We start from the raw sequence: 23,784 nt of genomic DNA on the forward strand, positions 1-23,784 counted from the left end.
AAACTCTTTCATGGGATTAAAAAACGAAGCGCAGTCAGCATTCCAAAATACTAAATCCTTTTATAAGGAGTACGTTTCGGGTATGACCCGTCAACGTATGGGAAAGGAGTTTTATAAGGACACTGATCGTCTTAAGCAACTCTATACCGAAGCCATAGGTGAAGATATTGACAAGCCTGATGATGAAAACATACCCGGACATTTAAAAATTATGCGGCTTTTTTCGGCGTTAACTCAACGCCTCAATCCTACCCGCCGGTTGGTATTTGGGTTATCAGTTGTCTCATTCTTATCCCATTATTTATTTGGGTTCCTACAACTTACAGGCCTCGTATTTTTTTACAACCTGTTACTGCCCTTTGCATTTGTTTCCATGCTGATGTTACTGCTCGTTGAGTTATTGGAAAAATCTGATGTAAAACGTGAAATAGACCTTGCACGAGAAATTCAGCTTAGCCTGCTGCCCAATACCGAACACTATCGCAAAAATCTGGAGATCGCCTCTTTTGCCAATACAGCCAAAGAAGTGGGCGGCGATTATGTAGATATCATCGAAACTGATGAGGGAACCTACATCGTAATTGCTGATGTATCGGGTAAAGGACTTTCAGCGGCTTTGTATATGGTACGGATGCAGGCATTGGTCCACCTTATTATTGAAAAAAGTAACCCCTCACCAAAGGAGCTTTTCCTCGAACTCAACAACTATGTGAAGTCAGATATTAAGGATAAAACATTTGTTACAGCCTGTGCAGCTTTCTTTCCTAATGGAGAAGATCACTTTATCTTTGCCCGCGCCGGCCATAATGCACCTATCCTATTTAGCAATGAACGCGATGCCACTTTTGACTTGCGCTCAGATGGATTTGCTCTCGGCATGACCACTTCAACCAATATGGAGAACCATCTGCAAGAAAAGAAATTTCACTTTAAATCCGGTGATAGCATACTTTTTTATACGGATGGGCTTACGGAATCACGCAATGAATGGGGCGAAGAATACAGCGAGGAACGTCTCGATGGTATTATGAGCGTCTACGGCTCACTTCATTCCAAATCAATCATCCACAAAGTCCAATCTTCACTGGAAAACTTCATCGGAAACGAAGAACCTGTTGATGATGTAACGTTTACCTGTGTGCACCACATTACAAAAAAGAAATAAGATAAACGGTCTGCTATGCAGCAGACCATTTATCCTCTTTTCTTCATGATAAACTATCCGAGAAGCTTAAGTGCCTCTTCTACCATTCGATCACTGGTTATACCGTACTCTTGGAAAATGGTCTCATAAGGAGCCGATGCACCAAAGCGGTCAACACCAATGGTAGCACCTTCCGTACCAACCCATTCTCTCCAACCCTGTGTAGCAGCCGCCTCAATAGAGACACGAGCAGTAACCTCTTTGGGTAGTACCTTTTGTCGATACGCTTGATCCTGCTCTCTAAAAAGCTCCCATGCTGGCATGCTAACTACTCGGGCATCAACATCTTTGGCAGCAAGTTTTTCTTTGGCTTCCATCGCGCGGTACACCTCTGATCCACTACCCATCAAGATAACATCGGGCTGATCTTTCTCGGAGTCCGCAAGAATATATCCACCCTTAGTGGTATTCTTGGCGTCATTATCTTCTGTACGTTCAAAAGTCGGAACGTTTTGACGGGTAAGAACAATCAGCGACGGCCCTCCTTCGTGATCGAGTGCTGCTTTCCAGCACCAAGCTACCTCATTAGCATCGGCAGGACGAAGCACCAATGTATTGGGCATAGCACGCAGTGATGCCAAATGCTCAACAGGCTGATGCGTGGGGCCATCTTCTCCCAATCCAATACTATCATGGGTAAATACAAATATAGATGGGATATGAGATAGTGCCGCAATACGTATCGCCGGACGGCAGTAATCAGAAAATATCAGAAACGTTCCACCATATGGAATTACTCCTTTATGCAGCGACATTCCATTCAATGCAGCACCCATTGCGTGCTCTCGTACTCCAAAATGGATATTTCGTCCGCTATAATCAGAAGCTGAAAAGATGCCGGCATCGTCAATCCAGGTTTTATTACTTCCCGTGAGATCCGCCGAACCGCCGATTATTTGAGGCACATTTTCTGTCAACGACTGCAATACTTTACCTGATGATTTTCGGGTGGCCATCCCTTTTTCATCAGCTTCGAAAACGGGTAGAAAATCATCAAAATTATTGGGGAGTTCACGGTTTATAGCATTTGTAAATGCTTCTGCTTTCTGAGGATTATCTTGCTGATATTGCTCAAACGTTTCTTGCCATTCTTGGAAAGAAGCAGCTCCTTTTTCAATTGCAGTACGAAAATGGGTTAGCGCCTCATCAGGAATATGAAATTTTGCATCCGAATCCCAATTCAGATTTTCTTTCGTCTTTTTGACTTCTTCTTCTCCAAGGGGCGCTCCATGAGAATCAGCACTATCTTGTTTGTTGGGACTTCCAAATCCGATATGCGTCCGACAAATTATTAATGAAGGGCGCTCGTTTTCTGTCTGAGCCTTTTCAATAGCTTGTTCCACTTCCTGACGGTTGTGACCATCTACTTTAATGGTATGCCATTTAGCAGCCTCAAAACGTTTTTGTACATCCTCAGTAAAAGCCAAATCCGTGCTCCCGTCAATAGAAATTTCGTTGTCATCATATAGGTAAATCAATTTGCCCAGTTTAAGGTGGCCAGCTAAAGAAGCGGCTTCCTGTGAAATTCCTTCCATTAAATCTCCATCACTGACAATACCATAGGTATAGTGATCTGTAACCTGATGTTCATCCGTATTAAACTTGGCACTCAAATGCTTCTCAGCCATAGCCATACCTACTCCGGTAGCAAAGCCCTGTCCCAGTGGACCGGTAGTAGTTTCAACACCAGGTGTTAATCCATACTCAGGGTGTCCAGGTGTTAAACTTCCCCACTGACGGAAATTCTTAAGTTCATCAAGCGAAAGATCATATCCGGTAAGGTGAAGCAAACTATAAAGTAGCATCGAACCGTGTCCCGCTGATAAGACAAACCGATCACGATCATACCATTCTGGGTTAGCAGGATCATGCTTCAAAAACTTTGTCCATAATACATAAGCGGCATCTGCCATACCCATCGGCATACCCGGATGGCCGGATTCTGCAGCCTGTACCGCATCAATAGAAAGGGTTCTTATCGTATTTACACATAGCTCGTCAAGTGAGGATTGTTTAGAGCTCATTTTACAGAATTTGATTTTATTTAAAGGCCAAAATTAGTGCTGAAAATAGTCAATGCTCAGCTTACTTAAAAAAAGTTCCTCAAAATAAAAAGGCCCCCAATAATGGAGGCCTTCTAAAAAATTTATTTGAGTTAAATAATGGCTCAGTTATTCAGTAGCACTTTCACACTCCAGTTCATGCTCCATCTGGTGCTCAGCAGGAGACTTGAAATTACCATAAGCGGCATTGCTAAAGGCACCACACGCATTTTCTTTTTGTCCTAATCCTTGATAAGCAGTAGCAAGCTCAAAATAGATTTTGGCTTTATCCGTACGGCCTCCTGTTTCAAGACCGAGAGCTTCCTCAGCATGATTTACGGCTTCTTGCCAGTCTTGCGTCTTATTATAAGCCTGAGCTAAACGAAAATGGGCATCAGCAGAACTTGAATCATACTCGAGTGCTCGATTCAATAATTCTTTTGCGCGCGAAAAGTTTTTGTTTTCGGTTGCAGTTGCTCCCCGATACACAAGCTCATCGCGTGCGGCATTTGTAGCTTGAGAAACAATTTGGCTGTCATTGTTTTCTTTTCCCACTTCAATAGCCTGATCAAACAGCTCCATTGATCGCTCCAAATCAGTACCTTCAATCTTTTTAAGAATTATTCCCTTCTGGTAATATGCCTTAGAATAATTGGGATCATTTTCAATCACTTCATCAAGCGTTGCAAGAGCATCTTGGAAATTTTGCTGCTTGTACTGGATAATAGACTTACTATACAATAATTGATTAATTACGCCATTAGCCTGATCTGAGACTTGGGAATTGTCATATTCATCTGCTACATCTTTGGTTTCCCGAAAAGCCTCTATCGTAGCATCAAGATTTGGAATAGTTTGGTCTTGTTTAAAAGTGCGATAATTGTCAAGAGCCATCTGGCGATATACCTCGGGCATTTTCGATTCAGCTCGTTCGACGATATCCTTACCCTGAGCGCCGAGTTGCTGGCCAACCTCAATTGCTTTTTTTAATTGTTCAATAGCTTGATCGTAATCACCGCTCTGAATCATTTCCCGAGCACTATTATACGTTTGGACAGCCTCTTTTCGATCTTGTGCTTCCACGGTTTGGCCCAATCCAATAATAAAAAGACCCAGTAAAAATACAGTTATGCTTGATTTCAAGAACTTCATTGTTTGTTCGGTTTATGGTTAAATTTACAAATACGCTATTGTAAAAGATTTACCGATCTATTTAAAGGTAAACTAAATCGTGCGCATTTTATTGTTATTATTGTGAAATGATTTTATATCGGCCTTTCTAACATACTTCTAATCCCCGATATCAGATTTTGTTTCAATGTATAAGTATTTTTTTTATAAAATTAAACTCTTTTAGAAATTTGGGCTTAATGTATGTTTCTGATAGAAATCACAAATGATTTCTACGGCCTCTTCTTTATCATCCGTCAAGTGGAAAAGATCAATATCTTCTTCTGATATTGTACCATTAGCAAGCATGGTATCCGTAATCCAGTCAACCAAGCCACTCCAATAGTCAGTTCCGATTAAAACGATAGGAAATGGATTTACTTTTTTGGTTTGTATCAATGTCATGGCCTCAAAAAACTCATCGAGTGTACCAAATCCTCCGGGGAATACGATAAACCCCTGTGCATATTTCACAAACATTACTTTACGAGCAAAGAAGTAATGAAAATTGATAATATAATCGTTATCCACATAGGCGTTCAGTCCCTGTTCGTGAGGTAACGTAATACCGAGCCCTACTGATTTACCTCCCCCTTCCTTGGCCCCCTTATTAGCAGCTTCCATAACTCCCGGGCCACCACCTGTAATGATCCCAAATCCTCTTTCAGTAACTTTCTTTGCTGTTTGCTGAGCCATATCGTAATAAGCATCTCCTTCATCCATTCGAGCAGACCCAAAAATGGATACACATGGGCCAATTTTAAAAAGCTTGTCATAGCCTTCCACAAATTCACCCATAATTTTGAAAATACTCCAGACATCACTTTCGTGACTGTCACCAAAATTATCGGGTACTGTTAGCTTATTAATTTGTTCTTTACTGCTCATAACACTTTTACTTAGCTATTAAATCGATTGATAACGTAATTCCGGGCATGTTAGACTGAGCCATGACTGCGGGTTTTACCCGCGGACGCATGCTCAAATCTTTTGATACATCAAAAGAACGCATGTGAGCAAACACATAGGCATCTACGATATTAAGCCCATACGCCAAAACTATCCCCACGTAAACAAGATCGCGGTTATTTCTATACTTATTCCGCAAATCTTTTACCTCATTCAAATTGGCATTTTCAGGAATATACGAAGGGGTCGGTCCAAATCGTAAGTCATCCGATGGTGTATCAGGATTTAAATTATAATACGCCGCACGATAGTCGTGATATTTCTTCGTCAAATGAACACTGAAATATCCCAATCCCCCCAAAGTAGCATATACAATTGGTACTTTCCAAGCCTGCTTATTAACAATTTGCCCCCAACCCGGAATAATCATTGACTTGTAGAGCACACTTGTTGGATCGGGCAGATCGGTATTTACATTCCGGTTTGTCGTATCGTTTTTAAATTTCAGGCTTTTATATCTAACATCAGTACTTGAATGAAAATTTCCAGATTGGAAGGAAAGTGAAGTATTCAATTTCTGAGACTGACCTGACGTTGGGACACACAGTAAAATTGATGTACTAAGAAATAGAATCGAAAAGCTCGAGCAGGCGATCCAGTTCCTCATCCGAATAATATTCGATACGTATTTCGCCACCATTCTTTTTGGATTTAATATTGACCTTCGTACTTAGCGTACTGCGTAGTCGATTCGATATTTCTTTTAAAAAAGCACGTTCCTTATCTGAGGTATCCGTTGACTTGGATTCTTTTTCTTGGTCCTCGTTCATTTTTCGGATTACCTTTTCCGTTTTTCGCACGGAATATCCCTTATCAATAATCTTATTGTAAGCCTCCTCCTGATCGTCTTCATCATCGATAGACAGAAGCGCTCGAGCATGTCCCATGGATATCTTTTGATCGCGCAGGCCAGCCTGAATAAATGCGGGTAAATTTAACAAGCGAAGCATATTCGTTACCGTAGAGCGATTTTTACCAACCCGCTCAGCTACTTCGGCCTGCGTGTATCCGGCCTCTTCCACCAGCCGCTGATAACCCATAGCCACTTCAATGGGATTTAAATCCTCGCGCTGAATATTCTCAATAAGCGCATACGAAATAATATCGTCATCATTTACTTCACGGATATATGACGGTATTTCTTGCAGTCCGGCCAGCTTTGCCGCCCGCAGACGACGTTCACCGCTGATAAGCTCAAAACGTTTTTCACCAATATAACGTACCGTAATAGGCTGGATTAATCCGTGAGCATCAATGGAATCCGCAAGTTCTTCCAGACGGTCCTCATTAAACTCCTTTCGAGGCTGATGCGGGTTGGGACGAATATTATCAACCGGTACATGCAGTACAATGTTCACTCGCTTCTGAGGCTCTACATACGGCGATCCATCCCCTTCATTTTCTTCACCTGATTTTTTCCCTTTAGCCTGTTCTCCTTCCTCATCGTACTCGGGGAAAAAAGCTCCTAAACCGCGACCTAAAACTTTCTTTGATGCCATAATTCATCACCTTTTAACTACTCGCAAATACCTGACTATCTTTAAATAGCTCTTCATTGCGATGTATAATTTCGCGTGCCAATGCCAAATAGTTCTTAGCTCCTGTACTGGTAGAGTCATAAAGCACGGCCGGCTTACCAAAGCTGGGAGCCTCGGCAAGACGTACATTTCGTTTAATAATCGATTCAAACACACGATCATCAAAGTACTTCCGAACCTCGTCAGCCACCTGGTCCGAAAGCCGTGTACGGGTGTCATACATTGTTAGAAGTACACCCTCAATTTCCAGTTCCGTATTTAAATGCTGACGCACAATCTTAATTGTATTCAAAAGCTGTCCCAGCCCTTCCAAAGCAAAATATTCGCACTGCACGGGAATAAGAACCGAATCGGATGCCGTTAATGCATTAATAGTAAGCAATCCGAGCGAAGGCGGGCAGTCAATAATGATAAAATCATATTGCTCCTTGAGCCCCGAAATAGCTTTTTCCAGGATACGCTCCCGCTGATCCCGATCAATCATCTCTATTTCGGCCCCAACCAGATTAATATGCGAAGGTATTAGCTCCAAGAAAGGTAATTCCGTCTCTCTGATCGCATCAGAGGCATCTACCCCTCCTACCATCACTTCATAAACGGAATGTGAGACCGTTTTCGCTTCAACCCCCAGCCCGCTGGTTGTGTTACTCTGAGGATCAATATCAATGATTAGCGTAGTATGCTCGATAGCAGCAAGGCTGGCAGCGAGGTTAATTGCCGTCGTTGTTTTGCCAACGCCGCCTTTTTGATTTGCTATGGAAATTATCTTACCCATATAAACAATCTATAACAACTATTATTGATGTAGTGATTTAAAAATATAATGGGATGACTTATGGTAAACAAAAATACTTATTAACAAGTTGTTCACCAAGATATCAACATACTTAGTCACTTGCATGCCAATACATTACAACTCCTGAGCTAAAGAAATATTTTATATGTTCCACATATTGTTTCACGGATTTCCTGAAAGTAGCCCTAATTAACAAAAAAAGCCGAACATCTTTTTACAGATATTCGGCTTCTCATCTAAAATCAAGGAGCTTTATAATACACTTTCAATCGGCGTATAATCCATATTAAATGCTTCTGCCACCTCTTTGTAAACGACATCCCCGCCCACAATATTAAGACCTTTCAGCAGCTCTTCATCATCCTTTAGCGCTTTTTCCCAGCCCTTGTTGGCAATATCCACTGCATAAGGCAACGTAACATTTGTCAATCCAAGTGTTGACGTACGGGGTACGGCTCCGGGCATATTAGCAACACAGTAATGAACAATGCCATCAACTTCATAGATAGGATTGTCATGAGTTGTGGGTTTCGACGTTTCAAAACATCCGCCCTGGTCAATAGCTACATCAACTAATACTGACCCTTTTTGCATATCAGCCAACATATCACGAGTAATCAAACTTGGGGCCTTTGCTCCTGGTATCAATACGGCACCAATCACCATGTCGACATCGGGAAGCATTTTTCGAATATTGGCTTCTGAAGAGAACACCGTATTAACGTTGCGCGACATGATATCATCCAAATGACGAAGCCGTGGCATGCTGATATCCATAATCGTCGTGTTTGCACCCATTCCGGCAGCGATCTTAGCAGCATTAACCCCTACGATACCACCGCCAATAACCAGCACATTAGCGGGCTTTACGCCGGGAATACCTCCCAACAAAATGCCAAGCCCTCCTTCGGGCTTTTCCAAGTATTTAGCCCCCTCTTGGGATGCCATACGTCCTGCAACCTCACTCATGGGAATAAGCAACGGCAAAGAACCGTCTTCTTTTTCTACTGTCTCGTAAGCAATTGCTACAGCTCCAGATTCTTTAACCGCTTCAGTTAGCTGGCGGCTGGCAGCAAAGTGGAAGTAGGTAAAAATAATTTGACCTTCTTTCATCCGGTCATACTCAACCTCTATGGGCTCCTTCACCTTCATGATCATTTCAGCCTTATCCCAGAGCTTATCTACATCATTAATAATTTCAGCTCCGGCTTCTCTGTATTGCTCATCAGAAAAACCGCTGCCCTCTCCGGCTCCTTTTTCGATCAATACATCGTGACCGTTACGTTTCATTTTTATTACACCGCCGGGTAGTAATGCCACACGGTTTTCATGTGTTTTAATTTCTTTGGGTACACCTATAATCATGAATACAGAATTTTTATTAATAGTATGCTGCGGGAATAAATCCGTGCCAAAGGTAGGCAATTTTTGGGAAAAATTTAACTACAACTATCCCAATTTTTTATAATCTATATTACTCTTGATCAATTAAGTTTTTGTACTTTTCTGCCCCAGATTCTGTTATCGTAATATGTCCATATAAAAGCGGGCCGCCAATCGTCTCTATATTGATTAATTCAAGCTCTTGTAGATACTCCAATACATGTTTTATTTCGGTACGATCCCATTTAAGTGTAGCATTAATTTTTTTGACGGGAATCGGTTTCGAAGTATCATCCTGCGAAAGAGCACCAATTACTTTTAAAACCCACTGGTACCTTTTACTGAATTCATTGCCAATAATCATGTGCTAATCCATTCGGTAATCCGCTGTTTTAGATGTTTCAATACAATAATTATATCTAAACAAACCGTTATGGAACTGTTACCAAATTGTTATCATATATAATCGCCACTTTTGACACCTTGGATATCGACTTTTAAATAAATAATAATTCCCCTATCCTTGCACTTATTGCAAGACCAATATTTCTATTATGATATCAAAAGAAATTCTCCAGAAAGTTCGCAAGATTGAAATACGCACCAAAGGAAAAGTGAATAATCTCTTTGGCGGTGAATATCAATCTGCATTCAAAGGGCGCGGGATGGAGTTCTCAGAGGTTCGTGAGTATACCTATGGGGATGACATTCGGCAGATCGACTGGAATGTCACAGCACGTACGGGCGACCCATTTATTAAGCAGTTTGAGGAGGAACGCGAGCAGACCCTGATGCTCTGCGTTGACATTTCTCCCAGCGGTATCTTCGGCAGCCAGGGACAAAGCAAAATGGAGCTCTCGATAGAGATATGCGCAGTATTGGCCTTCAGCGCCATTAAAAATGGGGACAAAGTCGGGCTCATACTCTTTACAGATGAAATCGAAAAGGTGATTCCACCCAAAAAAGGAAGACTACACGTATTGCGGCTTATACGCGAACTCTTGACAACAGAACCCAAGGGCACAGGCACCGACATCAGTGAGGCGTTATCGTACGTAAATCGCCTGCTAAACCGACGAGCTATCATCGTCTTGGCCAGTGACTTTCAGGACGATCAATACGACCGACAACTAAAAATCACTAACCGTAAACACGATCTCGTAAATATTTTTATTAATGATAAGTTTGAAGATGAGCTTCCTGACCTCGGATTGATACCTCTTCGGGATGCTGAAACCGGTGAAGAAGTGCTCGTAGATACTTCAAGCGAAAAAGTGCGCAAAGAGTATCAAAAGAAAAGAGAGAAAGATAAACACCAGCTTCGTGATCAATTTTTACGAATGAAAATTGATATGATTGAGCTGGAAACCAACGCCTCTTACATCCGACCACTCATGACATTTTTCCGAAGACGCATGCACCGCTATTGAGTTCACTTTACCTGCGTTATAACAGGCCCTCCCCCTTGCGTCGTATCAATTTTAGTTTTCAACTGTCGATTGAGGCTATCTCTTACCTCAGCAAAAACATCCATCAGGCTATCCGGTACCGCCTCTGATGAAGGTAAATCAACGGTACGAGAATTTACCGGGCGATCATTTTTATAAAGCGAATAATGCAGGTGCGGCCCAGTAGAACGACCTGTACTTCCTACATAACCAATCACCTGTCCCTGCTCCACTGTTACTCCACGCTTGATACCGCTTGCAAATCCACGCAGGTGCAAATATGCCGTCCGATAGGTCGAATTATGTCTAATCCTTACCATATTTCCACTTGCTCCTTTATATCCAGCCTGGGTAACGGTTCCATCGCCCACCGCCAATACCGGTGTTCCCGGCCGAGCTGCATAATCGACACCAGTATGTGGTACCCGTCTCTTTAATATAGGATGGTAACGACTACGCGAAAAATTTGAACTTACGCGCTGACTAAACTTAAACGGTGCCTGCAGAAGTGCTTTCTGTACACTCTCTCCCTCTTCATTAAAATAGCCTTCGACCTCTCCATGGCTAAACTTGTACGCCTGATACGTTTCGCCGCGATGGGTAAACTCAGCAGCTTTTACATCGCCGATACCGTAATAATCATCACCGATAAACTGCTTATCATAAAGTACTTCGAACGAATCTCCCGGGCGCAATCCAAAAAAGTTAATCTGCCAAGCAAAAATATTTGCCATCCTGTTCGCCAAGAGTTGACTGGCGCCCTGCGAACTTATGGTTTGGTATAATGAATTCTCTATCTTACCAGAAGCTGCCACCGTTTTACTGGAAAGCGGACGCGCCGCTTTATAAATTTGCAACGAATCCTGCTGCCAGTCTAACACTACATATTCCAATGGATTACTCTGTAAAAGAATTTGTGATACATCTTTCGCACTGTCAGCAGATACATACGCGCGGTATTTTTGTCCCGGCTTAATCTGATTAAAATCGATAACATTACTTGCCTCTTGCGTTATCGAATGAATTTCCTGGGGACTAAAATCGAACTTATCAAGTATAAGATATAAGCTTTCGTTACGTTTAACGATATGTTTTTGTATCTCAACACTGTCAACAGGAATACCAAACTCGTCAACTGTGGGAGCAGAATTAACAGTATCAACAGTTGCTGAAACAGGTTCCACCTGCTGTTCAGCCGTGTTATCCTCAGGTTCAGAAATACATCCCCACATAAGAAAGGTTAGCAGTACCCCAGCAAAAAAACTCGTTCGCATCGCTCCAATTTTGTTAAAAATAATCCGTTCTAAGTTACCATTTTTACAACATTTATGCACAGTTAATATTGTGAACAACGTTTAAGTATCCAATTTTTCCGAATGGCGCTAATTTTTCTATTTTTGGTGCCTGTTAATTCGGATTTGATTGTTATCATTCCGATATAGAATAAATTTCAAACACCGTATTATCCCAGTGGCAATAAAAAAAATTGTAACCGAATTTTTCATCGTCTGCCTCCTCCTTATTTTTATTCCCCTTAGCGGGCAGACCCAAAATATAAAAGAATTTTCCACTGTCGATTCTCTGCAAGTCGGAGATACCTTCGATTTTGCTATAACGCTTGATAAAAATCGAGAATACGATGAGATAACTTTTCCCGATAGTTCTGACTTTGATGGCACTTTTGAGATTCGATCACGAAAACAGTTTAAGCTTTCCCAATATAAAGATAGCGTTTATTACGAGCTCCAGTTTTTTGGCACCGTAGATACGCTCATTCCAAAATTACCCGTCCAATTAGTTCAGAAGCAAGATACAACAACGCTATATACGAACCCCGTTCCCGTTGGATTTAGTAGCATCCTGGCCGGTAACGACGAATCTCTTCGTCCGCTCAAACCTATTTTCGAATTTGCAAGAGCCTGGTGGCCATATATTTTGGGATTCCTGATCTTGGCCATCGCTGCCTATTATGCCTACCAATACTATCTGCAATGGCAAGTGCAGCAGGAGCAAGAAAAAGAACGACCGACATTTACACCAACGCCATTTCAAAATCCTTTAAAAGAGTTTCGAAAATCCATCCAACAACTCGAAAACGCCGAATTATCTACCCAGGAAGATTACAAAGACTTTTACAGTGATCTCGGAGATGCGATCCGGCAATATTATGAATCGCTTTATAATCTTCCCGCTTTAGAATCTACCAGTGGAGAACTTTTGAATATGCTCCGAAATGGTTCTATCGACCAGGATCTTATTGATGATACACGGGCTGTCCTACAAGAAGCGGATATGGTAAAATTTGCCAAATTTAATCCTACTCAAAAACAGGCTGACCGAGCTCTCAAAAAAGCCTATAACTTTCTGGATCGTGCTCAGCAAATTGACGGACCTCGCATCGATCATCTACGGCGTAAACATCAAGCGAAAATGGAGTCTCAGCGGGAGGAATTTTATGAAGAACATAAAAATAGTGAAAAGGTGAACGCATGAGTTGGGCAAATCCTCATTTATTATGGCTGTTACTGCTGCTGATACCTATTATTAGTTATCAGATCTGGAAACAGCGCAACAAAAAAAATCCCAGCCTGCTGTTTTCCAATACTTCGGGACTTAAGAACCTCAGCGGCAACTGGCGGTCGTACGGCATCTGGGTAGCTCCTTTACTACAGATATTAGCCTTTGTCCTTATAGTAATTGCTCTTGCGCGCCCCCAGTACAAAAACACCACCGTAGAACGCAATGCTGAAGGAATTGATATCGTGCTAACGCTTGATATTTCAACCTCAATGAAAGCCGAAGACCTCAAACCAAATCGACTGGAGGCAGCCAAAGGCGTAGCCGAAGACTTCATTAACAAACGTATTTCGGATCGCATTGGGCTGGTACTCTTTGCTCGTAAAAGCTTCACGATGGTCCCCCCTACACTCGATTACGACCTGCTAAAACGATTACTCGAGGATGTTCAGATGGGCGTTGTAGAAGACGGAACAGCCATTGGTATGGGAATCGCCACAGCCGTGAATCGCCTCAAAGAGAGCAATGCCGAAAGCAAGGTTATTATCCTGCTTACCGATGGCCAAAATAACGCAGGCGAAATAGATCCTGTTACAGCGGCTGACCTCGCGGTTTCTTACGATATCAAAGTTTATACTATTGGTGCCGGTACACGCGGGACGGCCCCCTATCCGGTACAAGATCCTATTTTCGGTGATCGCTATCAAAATGTAGAGGTCAATATTGACGAGGAGATGCTTGCCCAAATTGCCAATATGACCAATGGCTCGTATTTCAGAGCTACCGATACCGAAAAACTGGAAGATATTTATAACCAGATTGATGAACTCGAAAAAACAGAGATTGAAGAAGTTATTTACACAGATGTAGAGGACTTATATCCGCGATTTCTGATTCCGGGTATCTTTCTTCTGGTTCTTAGCATTATCTCCGAACAATTTATCTTCCGCAAAGCCACCGAGTAATAACCAATACATCTATTTTATGATAACAGCATATAACAAGTATGCGTTATCATTCCCATAGAACCTAATTTATGGTTATTTTGTTATCTAATTTCTGAGCAGTAGAATTCTCTCCCAATTAATGATTTCATGGCGCTACAGTCGGTATTAAAAACATTTTCAGCCCAAATCCCGTGGAGTGATCTTCATTCCCATATCAAAGAACGCAACACTATACAGCTCAGCCATTTTGTGGGTTCCAGTCCCTCTTTTCTGGTTGCCAAGCTGGCTCAAAAGTACGATAAGGTTGTTGCTATTCACGGAGATCCGGAATCGGCCCAGTTCATGCAGGGCGATCTTGAAGCACTTGATGTTGACCAAGCAAACTATTTTCCTGAAACAGGTCACAAGCCTTACGACGATCAGCAAATTACCGACAGCTCAGTTGTTGTCCAGCGCTCGGAGGTACTTGAGAAAATAAACACCGACCCCAAATCGGTTTTGGTTACATCTGCAGCAGCTATTTTCGAAAAGATTGTTGCACCGGAAGTTTTTACGGATGCATCCCTGACGATTAAAAACGGGGATTCGGTCGAAATCGATGGGCTGAAAGAGGAACTGGTTGACCAAGAGTACGAACCTGTAAAATTTGTCAATCAACCGGGAGAATTTGCTCACCGCGGCGGTATCTTAGATGTCTATCCCTATTCGGGGGAATATCCCATTCGGCTGGAATTCTTTGGGGATGAAGTAGACTCCATCCGTGAGTTCGATCCCGACTCGCAACGGTCCGTGTCATTTTTGGATGTCGCACGTTTTGTACCTGATGCATCCAGCTTAAATAAGGGACAAAAGCAGGGGGTGCTTTCCTATTTTGACGAAGAGACCGTATTTGTATTACTGAATCGATCACTTATTGAATCGGATATCGAAGATCGATTCCAACAAGCCTCAAATACATTTAACGAGCTCGAATCTACGGAAGACCTTTTACCCCCCGAAGAACTCTATGTGGATCTGGAGCACCTTCAAGAATCCTATCTAAACCATGCACGCATCCACCTGGGCGGATTTTCACAAAATAGTGAGCCAGAATGGTCGTATCGCTTAGATGCCAGTCCCCAACCTGATTTTAATGGGAGTATTAAACTGCTGCGCGAAAACATAGAGCAGCTAAGTAAAAAAAGCTTTGATACCTATATTCTCTGTGATAATGGAGGCCAGCGCGACCGTTTTGAGGAACTGCTCGGTGAACCGTCCAAAGATCTGCGCTACCACCTGTCGGTAGAGTCCATCCACGAGGGTTTTACGCTCAACAAACAGGGCTTAGCAGTATATACTGACCATCAGATTTTTAACCGGTATCATCGACCTAAGGTCCGCCAAAAGCGTAGTACCAGCAATATCTCCATCAAAGAGCTACGCGACCTCAACATCGGAGATTATGTTGTGCACGTTGATTACGGAATTGGCAAATTTGCCGGATTTAAAAAAATTGAAGTGCGCGGTGTTGAACAGGAATCCGTGGTGCTTCGATACCAAGAAAATTCATTACTGTACGTCAATGTTACCAGCCTGCATAAAATCCAGAAGTATTCCGGCAAAGAAGGTACACAACCCCGTATTAACAAGTTGGGATCCGGAAGATGGGCGCGCAAGAAAGCTCAGACCAAGGAAAAAGTTAAGGATATAGCGCGCGATCTTATCAAGCTGTATGCCAAACGAAAATCCAAAAATGCTTTTTATTTCTCTCCCGACACCTCGTGGCAGACCGAGATGGAAGCCCGGTTTGAATTTGAGGAAACGCCCGACCAACGGGATGCCATTGAGGCCGTCAAATCGGATATGGAATCCAATACCCCCATGGATCGGTTGGTTTGCGGCGATGTTGGGTTCGGGAAAACAGAAGTAGCGGTCCGTGCTGCATTTAAAGCAGTGATGGATCACAAACAGGTGGCTGTACTTGTACCAACGACTATTTTGGCCGACCAGCACTACAAAACATTTGCGGAGCGAATGAAAGATTTTCCCGTTACGGTCGAAGTTCTATCTCGTTTCCGAACTCGTAAAGAGCAAAAAGAAACGCTTAAAAAGCTCGAAGAAGGAAAAGCAGATATTGTCATCGGTACACACCGGCTTACGTCCAAAGATGTGGAATTCGACGATCTGGGACTGTTGGTTGTGGATGAAGAGCAGCGTTTCGGTGTTAAGACAAAAGAAAAGCTTAAAGAATACCGCGCTACCGTTGATGTGTTAACCCTCACCGCTACGCCCATACCGCGGACGCTGCAATTTTCGCTGATGGGAGCGCGAGATTTGAGCATTATCAATACTCCGCCACCTAATCGTCAACCTGTGGAAACAGAAATTCACAGCTTTGACAAAGAGCTTATACAAGATGCCATCTCACAAGAAGTTTCGCGAGGCGGACAAGTCTTCTTTATCCACAACCGGGTAAAAACGATTGAGTCTGTTGCTAATATGGTGCGCGACATTATGCCCAATATACGCGTTCGGTTTGCCCACGGACAGATGAGTTCAAAGCAGTTGGAAAACATTATTGAGGATTTTTATGAACACAAGTTTGATGTGTTGGTTTCTACAAATATCGTTGAAAACGGCATTGATATCTCCAACGCCAATACCATGATCATTAACCGTGCGGATATGTTTGGATTGGCTGAGCTCCATCAGCTGCGGGGACGCGTGGGCCGATCACACCGAAAGGCATTTTGTTACCTGATCACAAAAGACATTAAATCGCTCACTGATGATGCCCGCAAACGATTACTCGCATTAGAAGAATTTTCCGATCTGGGATCCGGATTTAACATCGCCATGCGCGACCTTGACATCCGTGGAGCCGGCGATATTCTGGGCGCCGAACAAAGCGGGTTTATCAACGATCTTGGCTTTGATCTGTATCAAAAAATACTAAATGATGCCGTTAAAGAACTCAAGGAAGAAGAATTCAGTGATGTCTTCAGCGATGTCGAAACCGAGATTGAACTGCCGGAAACACAGGTTGAGTTCGACCTCCCCGCCCTGCTCGAAAGTGATTATGTATCAGATAATGTAGAACGGCTGAATCTCTATCGAAAACTGGCGGGAGCCGAAGATCTGGAAACTATCAAAGAATGGAAAGAGGAAGTGAAAGACCGCTTTGGTCCTATTCCCGATGCTACTCAAAACCTTATTACTGCTTCGGTTGTCAAACTTTATGCTTCACGGTTATTTATGACGAAAGTCCGAATTCGCTCAAATCGTATGTGGATGGAGTGTCCGAAACATGATTCTGACCTGGGCGAAGAATTTTACGGCGACCGTTTCCAACACGTGCTTAAGAAAATGCAAAAAGAGGCCGAAGGTCGATACGAGGTCATCCAAAAAGAAGACCGCGTGCGCTTTGCCATTCAAGACATTCCGGATTTGGAAGCAGCTGCAGAATTTTTAAAAGAATTGGCTCCTTCAACCGATAAAAAAAGGGAGGTCAGCCTTGCTTGATCGATATGTAGATCTTCTAAAATCAGGAGAAGTAGTTGCTTTCCCCACTGAAACGGTATACGGGCTCGGTGCTAATGCTAAAAATCCTGATGCCATAAAAAAGGTCTTTGAAATTAAAGGGCGACCTTCTGACAACCCGCTCATCGTACATATTTCTAACCAGAGGCAGGTTAAATATTTTGCTTCTGAAATTTCGGATGATGCCCAAAATCTGATGGATTCGTTCTGGCCGGGCCCCCTCACGCTTATCTTTAAGAAAAAACCGGAAGTACTCGACATCATCACTGCGGGGCTGGATACCGTGGCCCTGCGCTGGCCCAAACATCCGCTTTCGCAACAGCTTATCAGACGAGCCGGACCGTTAGTAGCTCCCAGCGCTAACTCTTCGGGCAAACCGAGTCCTACCAAAGCAGAACATGTCAAAGAAGATTTTGGAGAGGATTTCCCTGTTGTGGATGCGGGCAAAACTGAGATTGGACTCGAATCTACGGTGCTGGATATCTCTTGTGAGCCTTATACCATTTATCGTCCCGGTGCCGTAAGTGCCCATGAGATTACTGAAATTATTGGCAGAGAAGTTGTTCAGGATAGTGGCTCGTCAAAAAATGATACAGCCAAAAGCCCCGGTACCAAGTATTCGCACTATTCCCCTCAAGCAAAAGTACAGTGGATCAGCAGCGGTGATACTACTTTTGTAGAAGAAGCCCTGTACCTACTACACAGCCGCCCTGCACCCCGAAAAGACAGGCGTGTTATTCATTACGAAGGCGATTTTAAAAAAATGGCCCATGAATTATTCGATCGTTTTCGGCAGACCGATCATCAGCAATTAGAATTTGTTTTTATTGAGCCATTCGCAAATGAGCAGCTTCAAAATCCGATTGTGCAAGCTCTCCAGAACCGCATTTCCAAAGCAATTGGCTGATTTTTATTCCTTTGGTTCAGAATAGATTATTGCGGATTAAGATACTTTTGGGATAAAGATCCCCCCCTCCAATGACATCAGGTAATCAGCAATATTCGAAAAGGCCTACTTTTCTTGAGCAGCCCTTTTCTATTTATTAACTAATTAAATTACTAATTCTTTTTCTTTGATTTACTCTCAGCTGAGTCCGGTTTCCAGATATTATTTTTGGGCTTTACATCCGGAAATTCCTTGTTAGGATCTATAACAACTTTCTTAATCGGAGAAGTTGAATTGTGCTGTATAATCCATTCATTGCCACGATGCCAGGTATGAACGGGGAGCTCAACCATTTCAGTCTCACCATTTTTCTGTGTGATTTCCATCTTAACCGGCATTACCAGTTTATCATTATTTTTGATACGGATAAATGCTCCTTTTGATGGATCTTCTTTGGTATAAGCTACCTTATCCACAGCCTGGTCCATGATCCAGGTCTTTTCAAACCATCCCCGCCAGAACCAATCCAGTTCTCTTCCGGTTACATCTTCCATCGTATTAAAAAAATCATCCGGGGTGGGATGTTTATAAGCCCAGCGATCGACATACGCATTTATGGCCTCATCAAAAAGTTCTTTTCCTATAATCGATTCGCGTAAAATTTGTAAACCAAGTGCCGGTTTATAGTATGATACGCGACCAAAATTCCCATCTTGTATTTGATCAGGAGCCGTCATAATGGGCTCGTGTTTATTACTCGTAAACCAATTATTAAGGAAACGAGCATTTCGAGGATTATGATACTCACCATTATTGAAATGGGCGGTACTCAAACTATTGATAAAAGTATTAAAGCCTTCATCCATCCAGGCATGTTCGCGCTCGTTGGAACCCACAATCATGGGAAACCACTCATGACCAAACTCATGATCAGTAACGCCCCACAGACCAGCTCCTTTCGCTTGCCAGCTGCAGAAGACAATCCCGGGATACTCCATCCCTCCTACCGTACCAGCTACATTAATGGCACTGGCATACGGATACGGCATTAAGTAATCAGAATAAAATTCTATTGATCCCTTCACATATTCGGTTGAGCGTCCCCATGCAGTGTCCCCTGCTACTTCTTTGGGGTATACCGACATCGCCAACGACATATCTCCATCCGGCAAATTAATGCGCGCGGCGTCCCATACAAAAGCTTTAGAGGCCGCCCACGCCACATCACGAGTGTTCTCCATCTTGTAATTCCAAGTGAGTCGATCACTGCCTTGAGGACGAGATTCCTTTTTGCCCACCTCATTTCTCCGAATAATATACACACGTTCATCACTATTTCGGGCTTCTTCCATCCGTCTTTGCTGCTTTTTAGTAAGTACATCCCCGGGATTCTGAAGCTCTCCGGAAGCCACAACCACATATTCAGCCGGAGCTGTAATGGAATAGTTGAACGTTCCGTATTCCATATAAAATTCACCAGCTCCCAAATAGGGCATCACATTCCATCCCTTAACATCATCATAAACCGCCATCCGAGGATACCACTGGGCTACCTCGTAGATCACTCCATTTTTTGTATCTAAACGTCCCAGTCGATCAGAACCTTCCTCAGGAACTTTAAAACTATAATCTATGCTAATTTGCAACTTACCGCCCTCGGCTTTAAGAGCCTCTCTGATATTTAACTTTAAATTAGTATCAACAGTATGGGTTTCGGGCTCATAAGTCTCCCCATTGTGTGTAATTGTGATCTTGTTAATTTCGATACCTCCCTCAAATCCGGGATTACCAAAACGGCCACCACCTATAGGCGTTAACTTAGCACCCCATGAATCCTCCTCAAATAGATCCTGATCAAGTTGCAGCCACACAAACTCTAAATCCTGTGGGCTATTATTCATATAATCAATGGTAATAGAGGTTTCTATTTTATGCTCCTGGGGATAGAGCTGGGCATCAATAGTATAATCGGCTGAGTTTTGCCAATAAGCTTCACCCGGCTCTCCGCTGGCACTTCGATACGGAGTGCTTTTACCCGTTTCATAGGGAAGAAAGGCTTCCTGAACGGTATTCGGTGTCTGTTCCTGTGCGTGTAATGATGTTGCCATCATCAAAGACAAAAACAGAACAAATAATAACTTTGCTTTCATAATTTTATTGGTCCATTGTTTCGTTAAAAGAGTTCTATCCAGACTACAACAATTTCCTGATGATATTTTAGATTTAATTTAATACATGGAATACCTGGTCTGGCGCCATACTAAGAACAGACTCAGTCATCAATTCAATGAGTGATTCTATATCCCGAAAAGAGGCTGTCTCTACCGGGGAATGCATATAACGGAGCGGCAAAGAAATAAGAGCACTTGGAATACCTGTTTTTTGATAGAAAATACTGTCGGTATCAGTACCGGTTCGTACGCTGGTTGCCTCGTGCTGCAGCTCAATTTCATTTTTTTCGGCAACATCTTCGATAAACTCTACAATTTGCGGATGATTGGCCCCACCGTGTTGTATAGAAGGACCTTTGCCCAGTTTTACCAAGCCGTGCTCTTTGTGATCAATGCCCGGGGTATCGGTCGCGTGCGTTACATCGGTTACCAAAGCAGCATCGGGATCAATACGATAACTCATCATGCGAGCGCCATAACCGCCTACTTCTTCCTGTACCGAGTTTAATGCAACAACATTCACCTTTAAATCACTGCGGCGCTCGTTCAATTTTTTAAGAACCTGAGCAATCATAAATCCACCGATACGGTTATCCAGCGCTCGTCCCGAAAGAATTTCATCGGATAAATAGTCGTAGTCATCGGCATAAGTAATAGGATCACCGACTTGGACTAATTTTAGCGCTTCTTCCCTGCTGGATACCCCAATATCTACATAAATATCTTTCCATTTAGGTTGCTCTCCTCCTCCGTTCTTTTTGTCCTGGAGATGGATAGCCGTATTACCGGTAACCCCAGAAACAATACCATTACGAGCATGAATATTTACACGCTTTGCCCGTGCAATAGTTGAATCACTGCCACCCAGCTTATTGATAAAAATATAACCGTCGTCGGTGATATGCTGCACAATCATGCCAATCTCATCGCAATGAGCTTCCAGCATTACTGTAGCCACATCATAGCTGGTATTCAGCTTGGCATACGCCGATCCGTAGGCATCCGCTTCAACGCTGTCTGCAAAATCATCTACGTATTCAGTCCATACTTGCTGTCCCGCTGATTCAAAACCCGTGGGACTTGGTGTTACCAGTAATTCTTCTAAAAATTCTTTTTCTGTTGAGTTAAACATCTTTCTCTAAAAATTTAATTCTCATGTCATTCTGAACTCGTTCCAGAATCTAAAAATAATTTCAAAATTAACAGATCCTGAAATAAATTCAGGATAACACATTAGGTTTTATTTTGAAGTGAATAAACTCATTCGCACAATCTCGAATATAAGAATTCACAGCTCTACCGCTAAACTCATTTTTAGATCACAGGAGGATATTAAACGTTAAGATGATTATTTTTAGCCTATCTTTTTGCTGCCAATTTAATTATATAAATTACCAATTATGATTCGACCGGAATACAATAAATCACTTTTTCCCCACTGGTCTACCCTTCCTATTCGTTTTCGAGATTTAGATCCACTCAACCACGTCAATAATGCTATTTTTAGCACCTACTACGAAGAAGCCCGAATTGAATTTATCCAAGAGGTCAATAAGTTAGCCAGTGAATTGAAAAATGGTTATAGCTTTGTTTTGGCTAACATCGAAATTGAATTTATACGCCCTGTTGAGTATCCAAACAATATTTTGATTGGCACAGGAATAAAATCGCTGGGCAATTCCAGCATAACCAGTTTCCAGGCTATTTATACCGGTGATGAAAAAAAGCTGGTTTCAGTGGCAGAGGCACACGGCGTTTGGTTTGACCTTTCTAAACAGCGTCCTACAAAAATCCCCGATATCCCTGATACTGAAAAGTATATGCTTTCGAATTCTCTTTTTGAATAATCATTCAACTGTTTACTTTTCGGCCCCTCATAGATTTTAAATAACAGATCCATGGATAAAAGCACACAGTATAAAATATTCAACGATCCTATTCACGGATTTATCACCGTCCCAAAAGGATTAATTCTGGATCTTGTTGATCATCCCTATATCCAACGATTGCGACGTATTAAGCAGATGGGATTGGGCTATTTGGTTTTTCCTGCGGCAGAACATTCTCGTTTTTCGCATGCCCTGGGGGCCATGGAATTAGCCCAACGCACGCTTAACAATTTGCGTGAAAAAGATACGACCATCAGTCCGGCCGAATATGAGGCTACACTTATTGCCGTGCTTCTCCATGATGTGGGACACGGTCCCCTTTCCCACACGTTGGAGTTCGATCTTATTGAAGATTTCCATCACGAAAAGATGACGCTGGCGGTGATGCGTCATCTAAACAGAGAAACCAATGGAAAGCTTGATCTCGCTATAAAAATATTCACGGATCAGTATCCCAAAAAACCGTTCTTAAACCAGCTTATCTCTTCGCAGCTGGATATTGACAGGCTCGATTACCTAAAACGTGACAGTGCTTTTACCAATGTTTATGAGGGATCGGTAGGTATTGAACGCATCCTCAAAACTATGCGTGTACTCAAAGGCAATATTGTGATCGAAAAAAAGGGCATTTATGCCATCGAAAACTATATTCTCGCGCGCCGACTGATGTATATGCAGGTGTATCTGCATAAAACAGTGCTTAGTGCCGATAAATTGGTACGACAAATCTTTGACCGTGTTCGTAAACTAATCAATGATGAAAAAAAACTGTACCACGCTTCACCTGCACTTCAATATTTTTTAGAGAATAAGCCCAGTGCCAAAAAAGATATCAAGAGCGAAGTGATGCAAAAGTACCTTCAACTGGATGACAATGATGTTTTTCAAAGTATCAAGTATTGGCAATATTCTTCTGACCCTATCTTAGCCAACCTCTGCAAGCGGTTTCAGTCCCGAAAACTATTTCGCACTACTTTTTTAGATAAAAAACCTTCAAAGAAGATTAAGAAAAAAGTTCTTACCAAAACACAAAAAGTCCTCAAAAAACGTGGACTGCCTTATGATGAAGAATCAGCAGGCTATTTTTATTCCTTTGATGAAAGCTACAGTGAAGCTTATCAGTATGAAAAAGAGGGTATTTGGATTTTAGAAGAAAAAGACAACGCGGTGGAGTTTTCCAAGGCCGCTGACACCAAAAATATCATTGCCCTCACCGAGCCGGTGGTAAAACCGTATGTAGTGCACTTAAAAGATATTGAGCTATAAATTTCCACCCCTAAGTCACTAAGGACACGAAAGAAATAC

The 23,784-nt window shown here is 42.4% G+C and carries 19 protein-coding genes; 8 read left to right on the forward strand and 11 right to left on the reverse strand.

What is annotated here, in order from left to right; genetic code table 11:
• Positions 1 to 10: 10 nt before the first annotated feature.
• The gene (locus tag CK503_RS14515; protein ID WP_095607553.1) at positions 11 to 1,165 is read left to right on the forward strand and encodes a PP2C family protein-serine/threonine phosphatase; all 1,155 of its coding nucleotides are present in this window, start codon (positions 11 to 13) and stop codon (positions 1,163 to 1,165) included.
• A 53-nt stretch (positions 1,166 to 1,218) separates the two neighbouring features.
• Here CK503_RS14515 and tkt read toward each other — a convergent pair whose 3' ends face one another.
• The 8 genes from tkt to CK503_RS14555 all read right to left on the reverse strand — a co-directional run bounded on the left by tkt (position 1,219) and on the right by CK503_RS14555 (position 9,466).
• Entirely contained in the window at positions 1,219 to 3,228 is a 2,010-nt protein-coding gene (gene tkt, locus CK503_RS14520) for a transketolase (protein ID WP_095607554.1), read from the reverse strand.
• Between the two features lie 147 nt (positions 3,229 to 3,375).
• Positions 3,376 to 4,389, reverse strand: a complete 1,014-nt coding sequence (locus tag CK503_RS14525; RefSeq protein WP_176466326.1) for a tetratricopeptide repeat protein — start codon at positions 4,387 to 4,389, stop codon at positions 3,376 to 3,378.
• A gap of 210 nt (positions 4,390 to 4,599) precedes the next feature.
• The gene (locus CK503_RS14530; protein ID WP_095607556.1) at positions 4,600 to 5,304 is read right to left on the reverse strand and encodes an LOG family protein; all 705 of its coding nucleotides are present in this window, start codon (positions 5,302 to 5,304) and stop codon (positions 4,600 to 4,602) included.
• Between the two features lie 7 nt (positions 5,305 to 5,311).
• The gene (locus CK503_RS14535) at positions 5,312 to 5,899 is read right to left on the reverse strand and encodes a DUF5683 domain-containing protein (protein WP_141239948.1); all 588 of its coding nucleotides are present in this window, start codon (positions 5,897 to 5,899) and stop codon (positions 5,312 to 5,314) included.
• A 46-nt stretch (positions 5,900 to 5,945) separates the two neighbouring features.
• The gene (locus CK503_RS14540) at positions 5,946 to 6,884 is read right to left on the reverse strand and encodes a ParB/RepB/Spo0J family partition protein (protein ID WP_095607558.1); all 939 of its coding nucleotides are present in this window, start codon (positions 6,882 to 6,884) and stop codon (positions 5,946 to 5,948) included.
• A 13-nt stretch (positions 6,885 to 6,897) separates the two neighbouring features.
• Positions 6,898 to 7,698 carry a ParA family protein gene (locus CK503_RS14545; protein ID WP_095607559.1) on the reverse strand — a complete coding sequence of 267 codons (801 nt, stop codon included), beginning with the start codon at positions 7,696 to 7,698 and terminating at the stop codon, positions 6,898 to 6,900.
• 273 nt (positions 7,699 to 7,971) lie between these two features.
• A complete protein-coding gene (gene ald / locus CK503_RS14550; RefSeq protein ID WP_095607560.1) occupies positions 7,972 to 9,084 on the reverse strand; it encodes an alanine dehydrogenase in 1,113 nt (370 codons plus the stop codon).
• A gap of 109 nt (positions 9,085 to 9,193) precedes the next feature.
• A complete protein-coding gene (locus tag CK503_RS14555; RefSeq protein ID WP_095607561.1) occupies positions 9,194 to 9,466 on the reverse strand; it encodes a hypothetical protein in 273 nt (90 codons plus the stop codon).
• Positions 9,467 to 9,656: 190 nt separating this feature from the next.
• Between CK503_RS14555 and CK503_RS14560 the strand changes: the two genes are divergently transcribed.
• Entirely contained in the window at positions 9,657 to 10,532 is an 876-nt protein-coding gene (locus CK503_RS14560; RefSeq protein ID WP_095607562.1) for a DUF58 domain-containing protein, read from the forward strand.
• 2 nt (positions 10,533 to 10,534) lie between these two features.
• Here the strand turns inward: CK503_RS14560 and CK503_RS16355 are convergent, their stop codons facing one another.
• Entirely contained in the window at positions 10,535 to 11,824 is a 1,290-nt protein-coding gene (locus tag CK503_RS16355) for a peptidoglycan DD-metalloendopeptidase family protein (protein ID WP_095607563.1), read from the reverse strand.
• Between the two features lie 196 nt (positions 11,825 to 12,020).
• On the opposite strand from CK503_RS16355, the gene CK503_RS14570 reads away from it, so the two are divergent.
• The 4 genes from CK503_RS14570 (at position 12,021) to CK503_RS14585 (ending at position 18,440) form a co-directional block, all read left to right on the forward strand.
• Positions 12,021 to 13,043 carry a hypothetical protein gene (locus CK503_RS14570; RefSeq protein WP_095607564.1) on the forward strand — a complete coding sequence of 341 codons (1,023 nt, stop codon included), beginning with the start codon at positions 12,021 to 12,023 and terminating at the stop codon, positions 13,041 to 13,043.
• On the forward strand, positions 13,040 to 14,032 hold the full coding sequence (locus CK503_RS14575) for a vWA domain-containing protein (RefSeq protein WP_095607565.1): 993 nt from the start codon (positions 13,040 to 13,042) through the stop codon (positions 14,030 to 14,032). Before CK503_RS14570 ends, CK503_RS14575 begins: the two co-directional genes overlap by 4 nt.
• Positions 14,033 to 14,161: 129 nt before the next feature.
• On the forward strand, positions 14,162 to 17,515 hold the full coding sequence (gene mfd / locus CK503_RS14580; protein ID WP_095607566.1) for a transcription-repair coupling factor: 3,354 nt from the start codon (positions 14,162 to 14,164) through the stop codon (positions 17,513 to 17,515).
• Positions 17,508 to 18,440, forward strand: a complete 933-nt coding sequence (locus CK503_RS14585; protein ID WP_095607567.1) for an L-threonylcarbamoyladenylate synthase — start codon at positions 17,508 to 17,510, stop codon at positions 18,438 to 18,440. Before mfd ends, CK503_RS14585 begins: the two co-directional genes overlap by 8 nt.
• Positions 18,441 to 18,592: 152 nt before the next feature.
• On the opposite strand, the gene CK503_RS14590 is transcribed toward CK503_RS14585, so the two are convergent.
• Positions 18,593 to 20,569: a M1 family metallopeptidase gene (locus tag CK503_RS14590; RefSeq protein ID WP_095607568.1), complete on the reverse strand. Its 1,977-nt coding sequence runs from the start codon at positions 20,567 to 20,569 to the stop codon at positions 18,593 to 18,595.
• Between the two features lie 73 nt (positions 20,570 to 20,642).
• Positions 20,643 to 21,722 (reverse strand): M42 family metallopeptidase, encoded by a 1,080-nt coding sequence (locus CK503_RS14595; RefSeq protein WP_095607569.1) that lies wholly within the window; start codon positions 21,720 to 21,722, stop codon positions 20,643 to 20,645.
• A gap of 268 nt (positions 21,723 to 21,990) precedes the next feature.
• On the opposite strand from CK503_RS14595, the gene CK503_RS14600 reads away from it, so the two are divergent.
• Positions 21,991 to 22,437, forward strand: coding sequence for an acyl-CoA thioesterase (locus CK503_RS14600; protein ID WP_095607570.1), 447 nt, complete (start codon positions 21,991 to 21,993; stop codon positions 22,435 to 22,437).
• A 51-nt stretch (positions 22,438 to 22,488) separates the two neighbouring features.
• Complete coding sequence (locus CK503_RS14605) at positions 22,489 to 23,745, forward strand: HD domain-containing protein (protein ID WP_095607571.1); 1,257 nt, start codon at positions 22,489 to 22,491, stop codon at positions 23,743 to 23,745.
• The last annotated feature ends 39 nt before the right edge of the window (positions 23,746 to 23,784 follow it).

This window comes from Fodinibius salipaludis (assembly GCF_002287075.1).
Classification (GTDB): domain Bacteria; phylum Bacteroidota; class Rhodothermia; order Balneolales; family Balneolaceae; genus Fodinibius; species Fodinibius salipaludis.

Bases quoted from the DNA above. Each gene is read 5' to 3' on its own strand.
- CK503_RS14515 (WP_095607553.1), top strand. From the start codon at position 11: ATGGGATTAAAAAACGAAGCGCAGTCAGCATTCCAAAATACTAAATCC.
- tkt (WP_095607554.1), bottom strand. From the start codon at position 3,228: ATGAGCTCTAAACAATCCTCACTTGACGAGCTATGTGTAAATACGATA.
- CK503_RS14530 (WP_095607556.1), bottom strand. From the start codon at position 5,304: ATGAGCAGTAAAGAACAAATTAATAAGCTAACAGTACCCGATAATTTT.
- CK503_RS14540 (WP_095607558.1), bottom strand. From the start codon at position 6,884: ATGGCATCAAAGAAAGTTTTAGGTCGCGGTTTAGGAGCTTTTTTCCCC.
- CK503_RS14545 (WP_095607559.1), bottom strand. From the start codon at position 7,698: ATGGGTAAGATAATTTCCATAGCAAATCAAAAAGGCGGCGTTGGCAAA.
- ald (WP_095607560.1), bottom strand. From the start codon at position 9,084: ATGATTATAGGTGTACCCAAAGAAATTAAAACACATGAAAACCGTGTG.
- CK503_RS14555 (WP_095607561.1), bottom strand. From the start codon at position 9,466: ATGATTATTGGCAATGAATTCAGTAAAAGGTACCAGTGGGTTTTAAAA.
- CK503_RS14560 (WP_095607562.1), top strand. From the start codon at position 9,657: ATGATATCAAAAGAAATTCTCCAGAAAGTTCGCAAGATTGAAATACGC.
- CK503_RS16355 (WP_095607563.1), bottom strand. From the start codon at position 11,824: ATGCGAACGAGTTTTTTTGCTGGGGTACTGCTAACCTTTCTTATGTGG.
- CK503_RS14575 (WP_095607565.1), top strand. From the start codon at position 13,040: ATGAGTTGGGCAAATCCTCATTTATTATGGCTGTTACTGCTGCTGATA.
- mfd (WP_095607566.1), top strand. From the start codon at position 14,162: ATGGCGCTACAGTCGGTATTAAAAACATTTTCAGCCCAAATCCCGTGG.
- CK503_RS14590 (WP_095607568.1), bottom strand. From the start codon at position 20,569: ATGAAAGCAAAGTTATTATTTGTTCTGTTTTTGTCTTTGATGATGGCA.
- CK503_RS14595 (WP_095607569.1), bottom strand. From the start codon at position 21,722: ATGTTTAACTCAACAGAAAAAGAATTTTTAGAAGAATTACTGGTAACA.
- CK503_RS14600 (WP_095607570.1), top strand. From the start codon at position 21,991: ATGATTCGACCGGAATACAATAAATCACTTTTTCCCCACTGGTCTACC.
- CK503_RS14605 (WP_095607571.1), top strand. From the start codon at position 22,489: ATGGATAAAAGCACACAGTATAAAATATTCAACGATCCTATTCACGGA.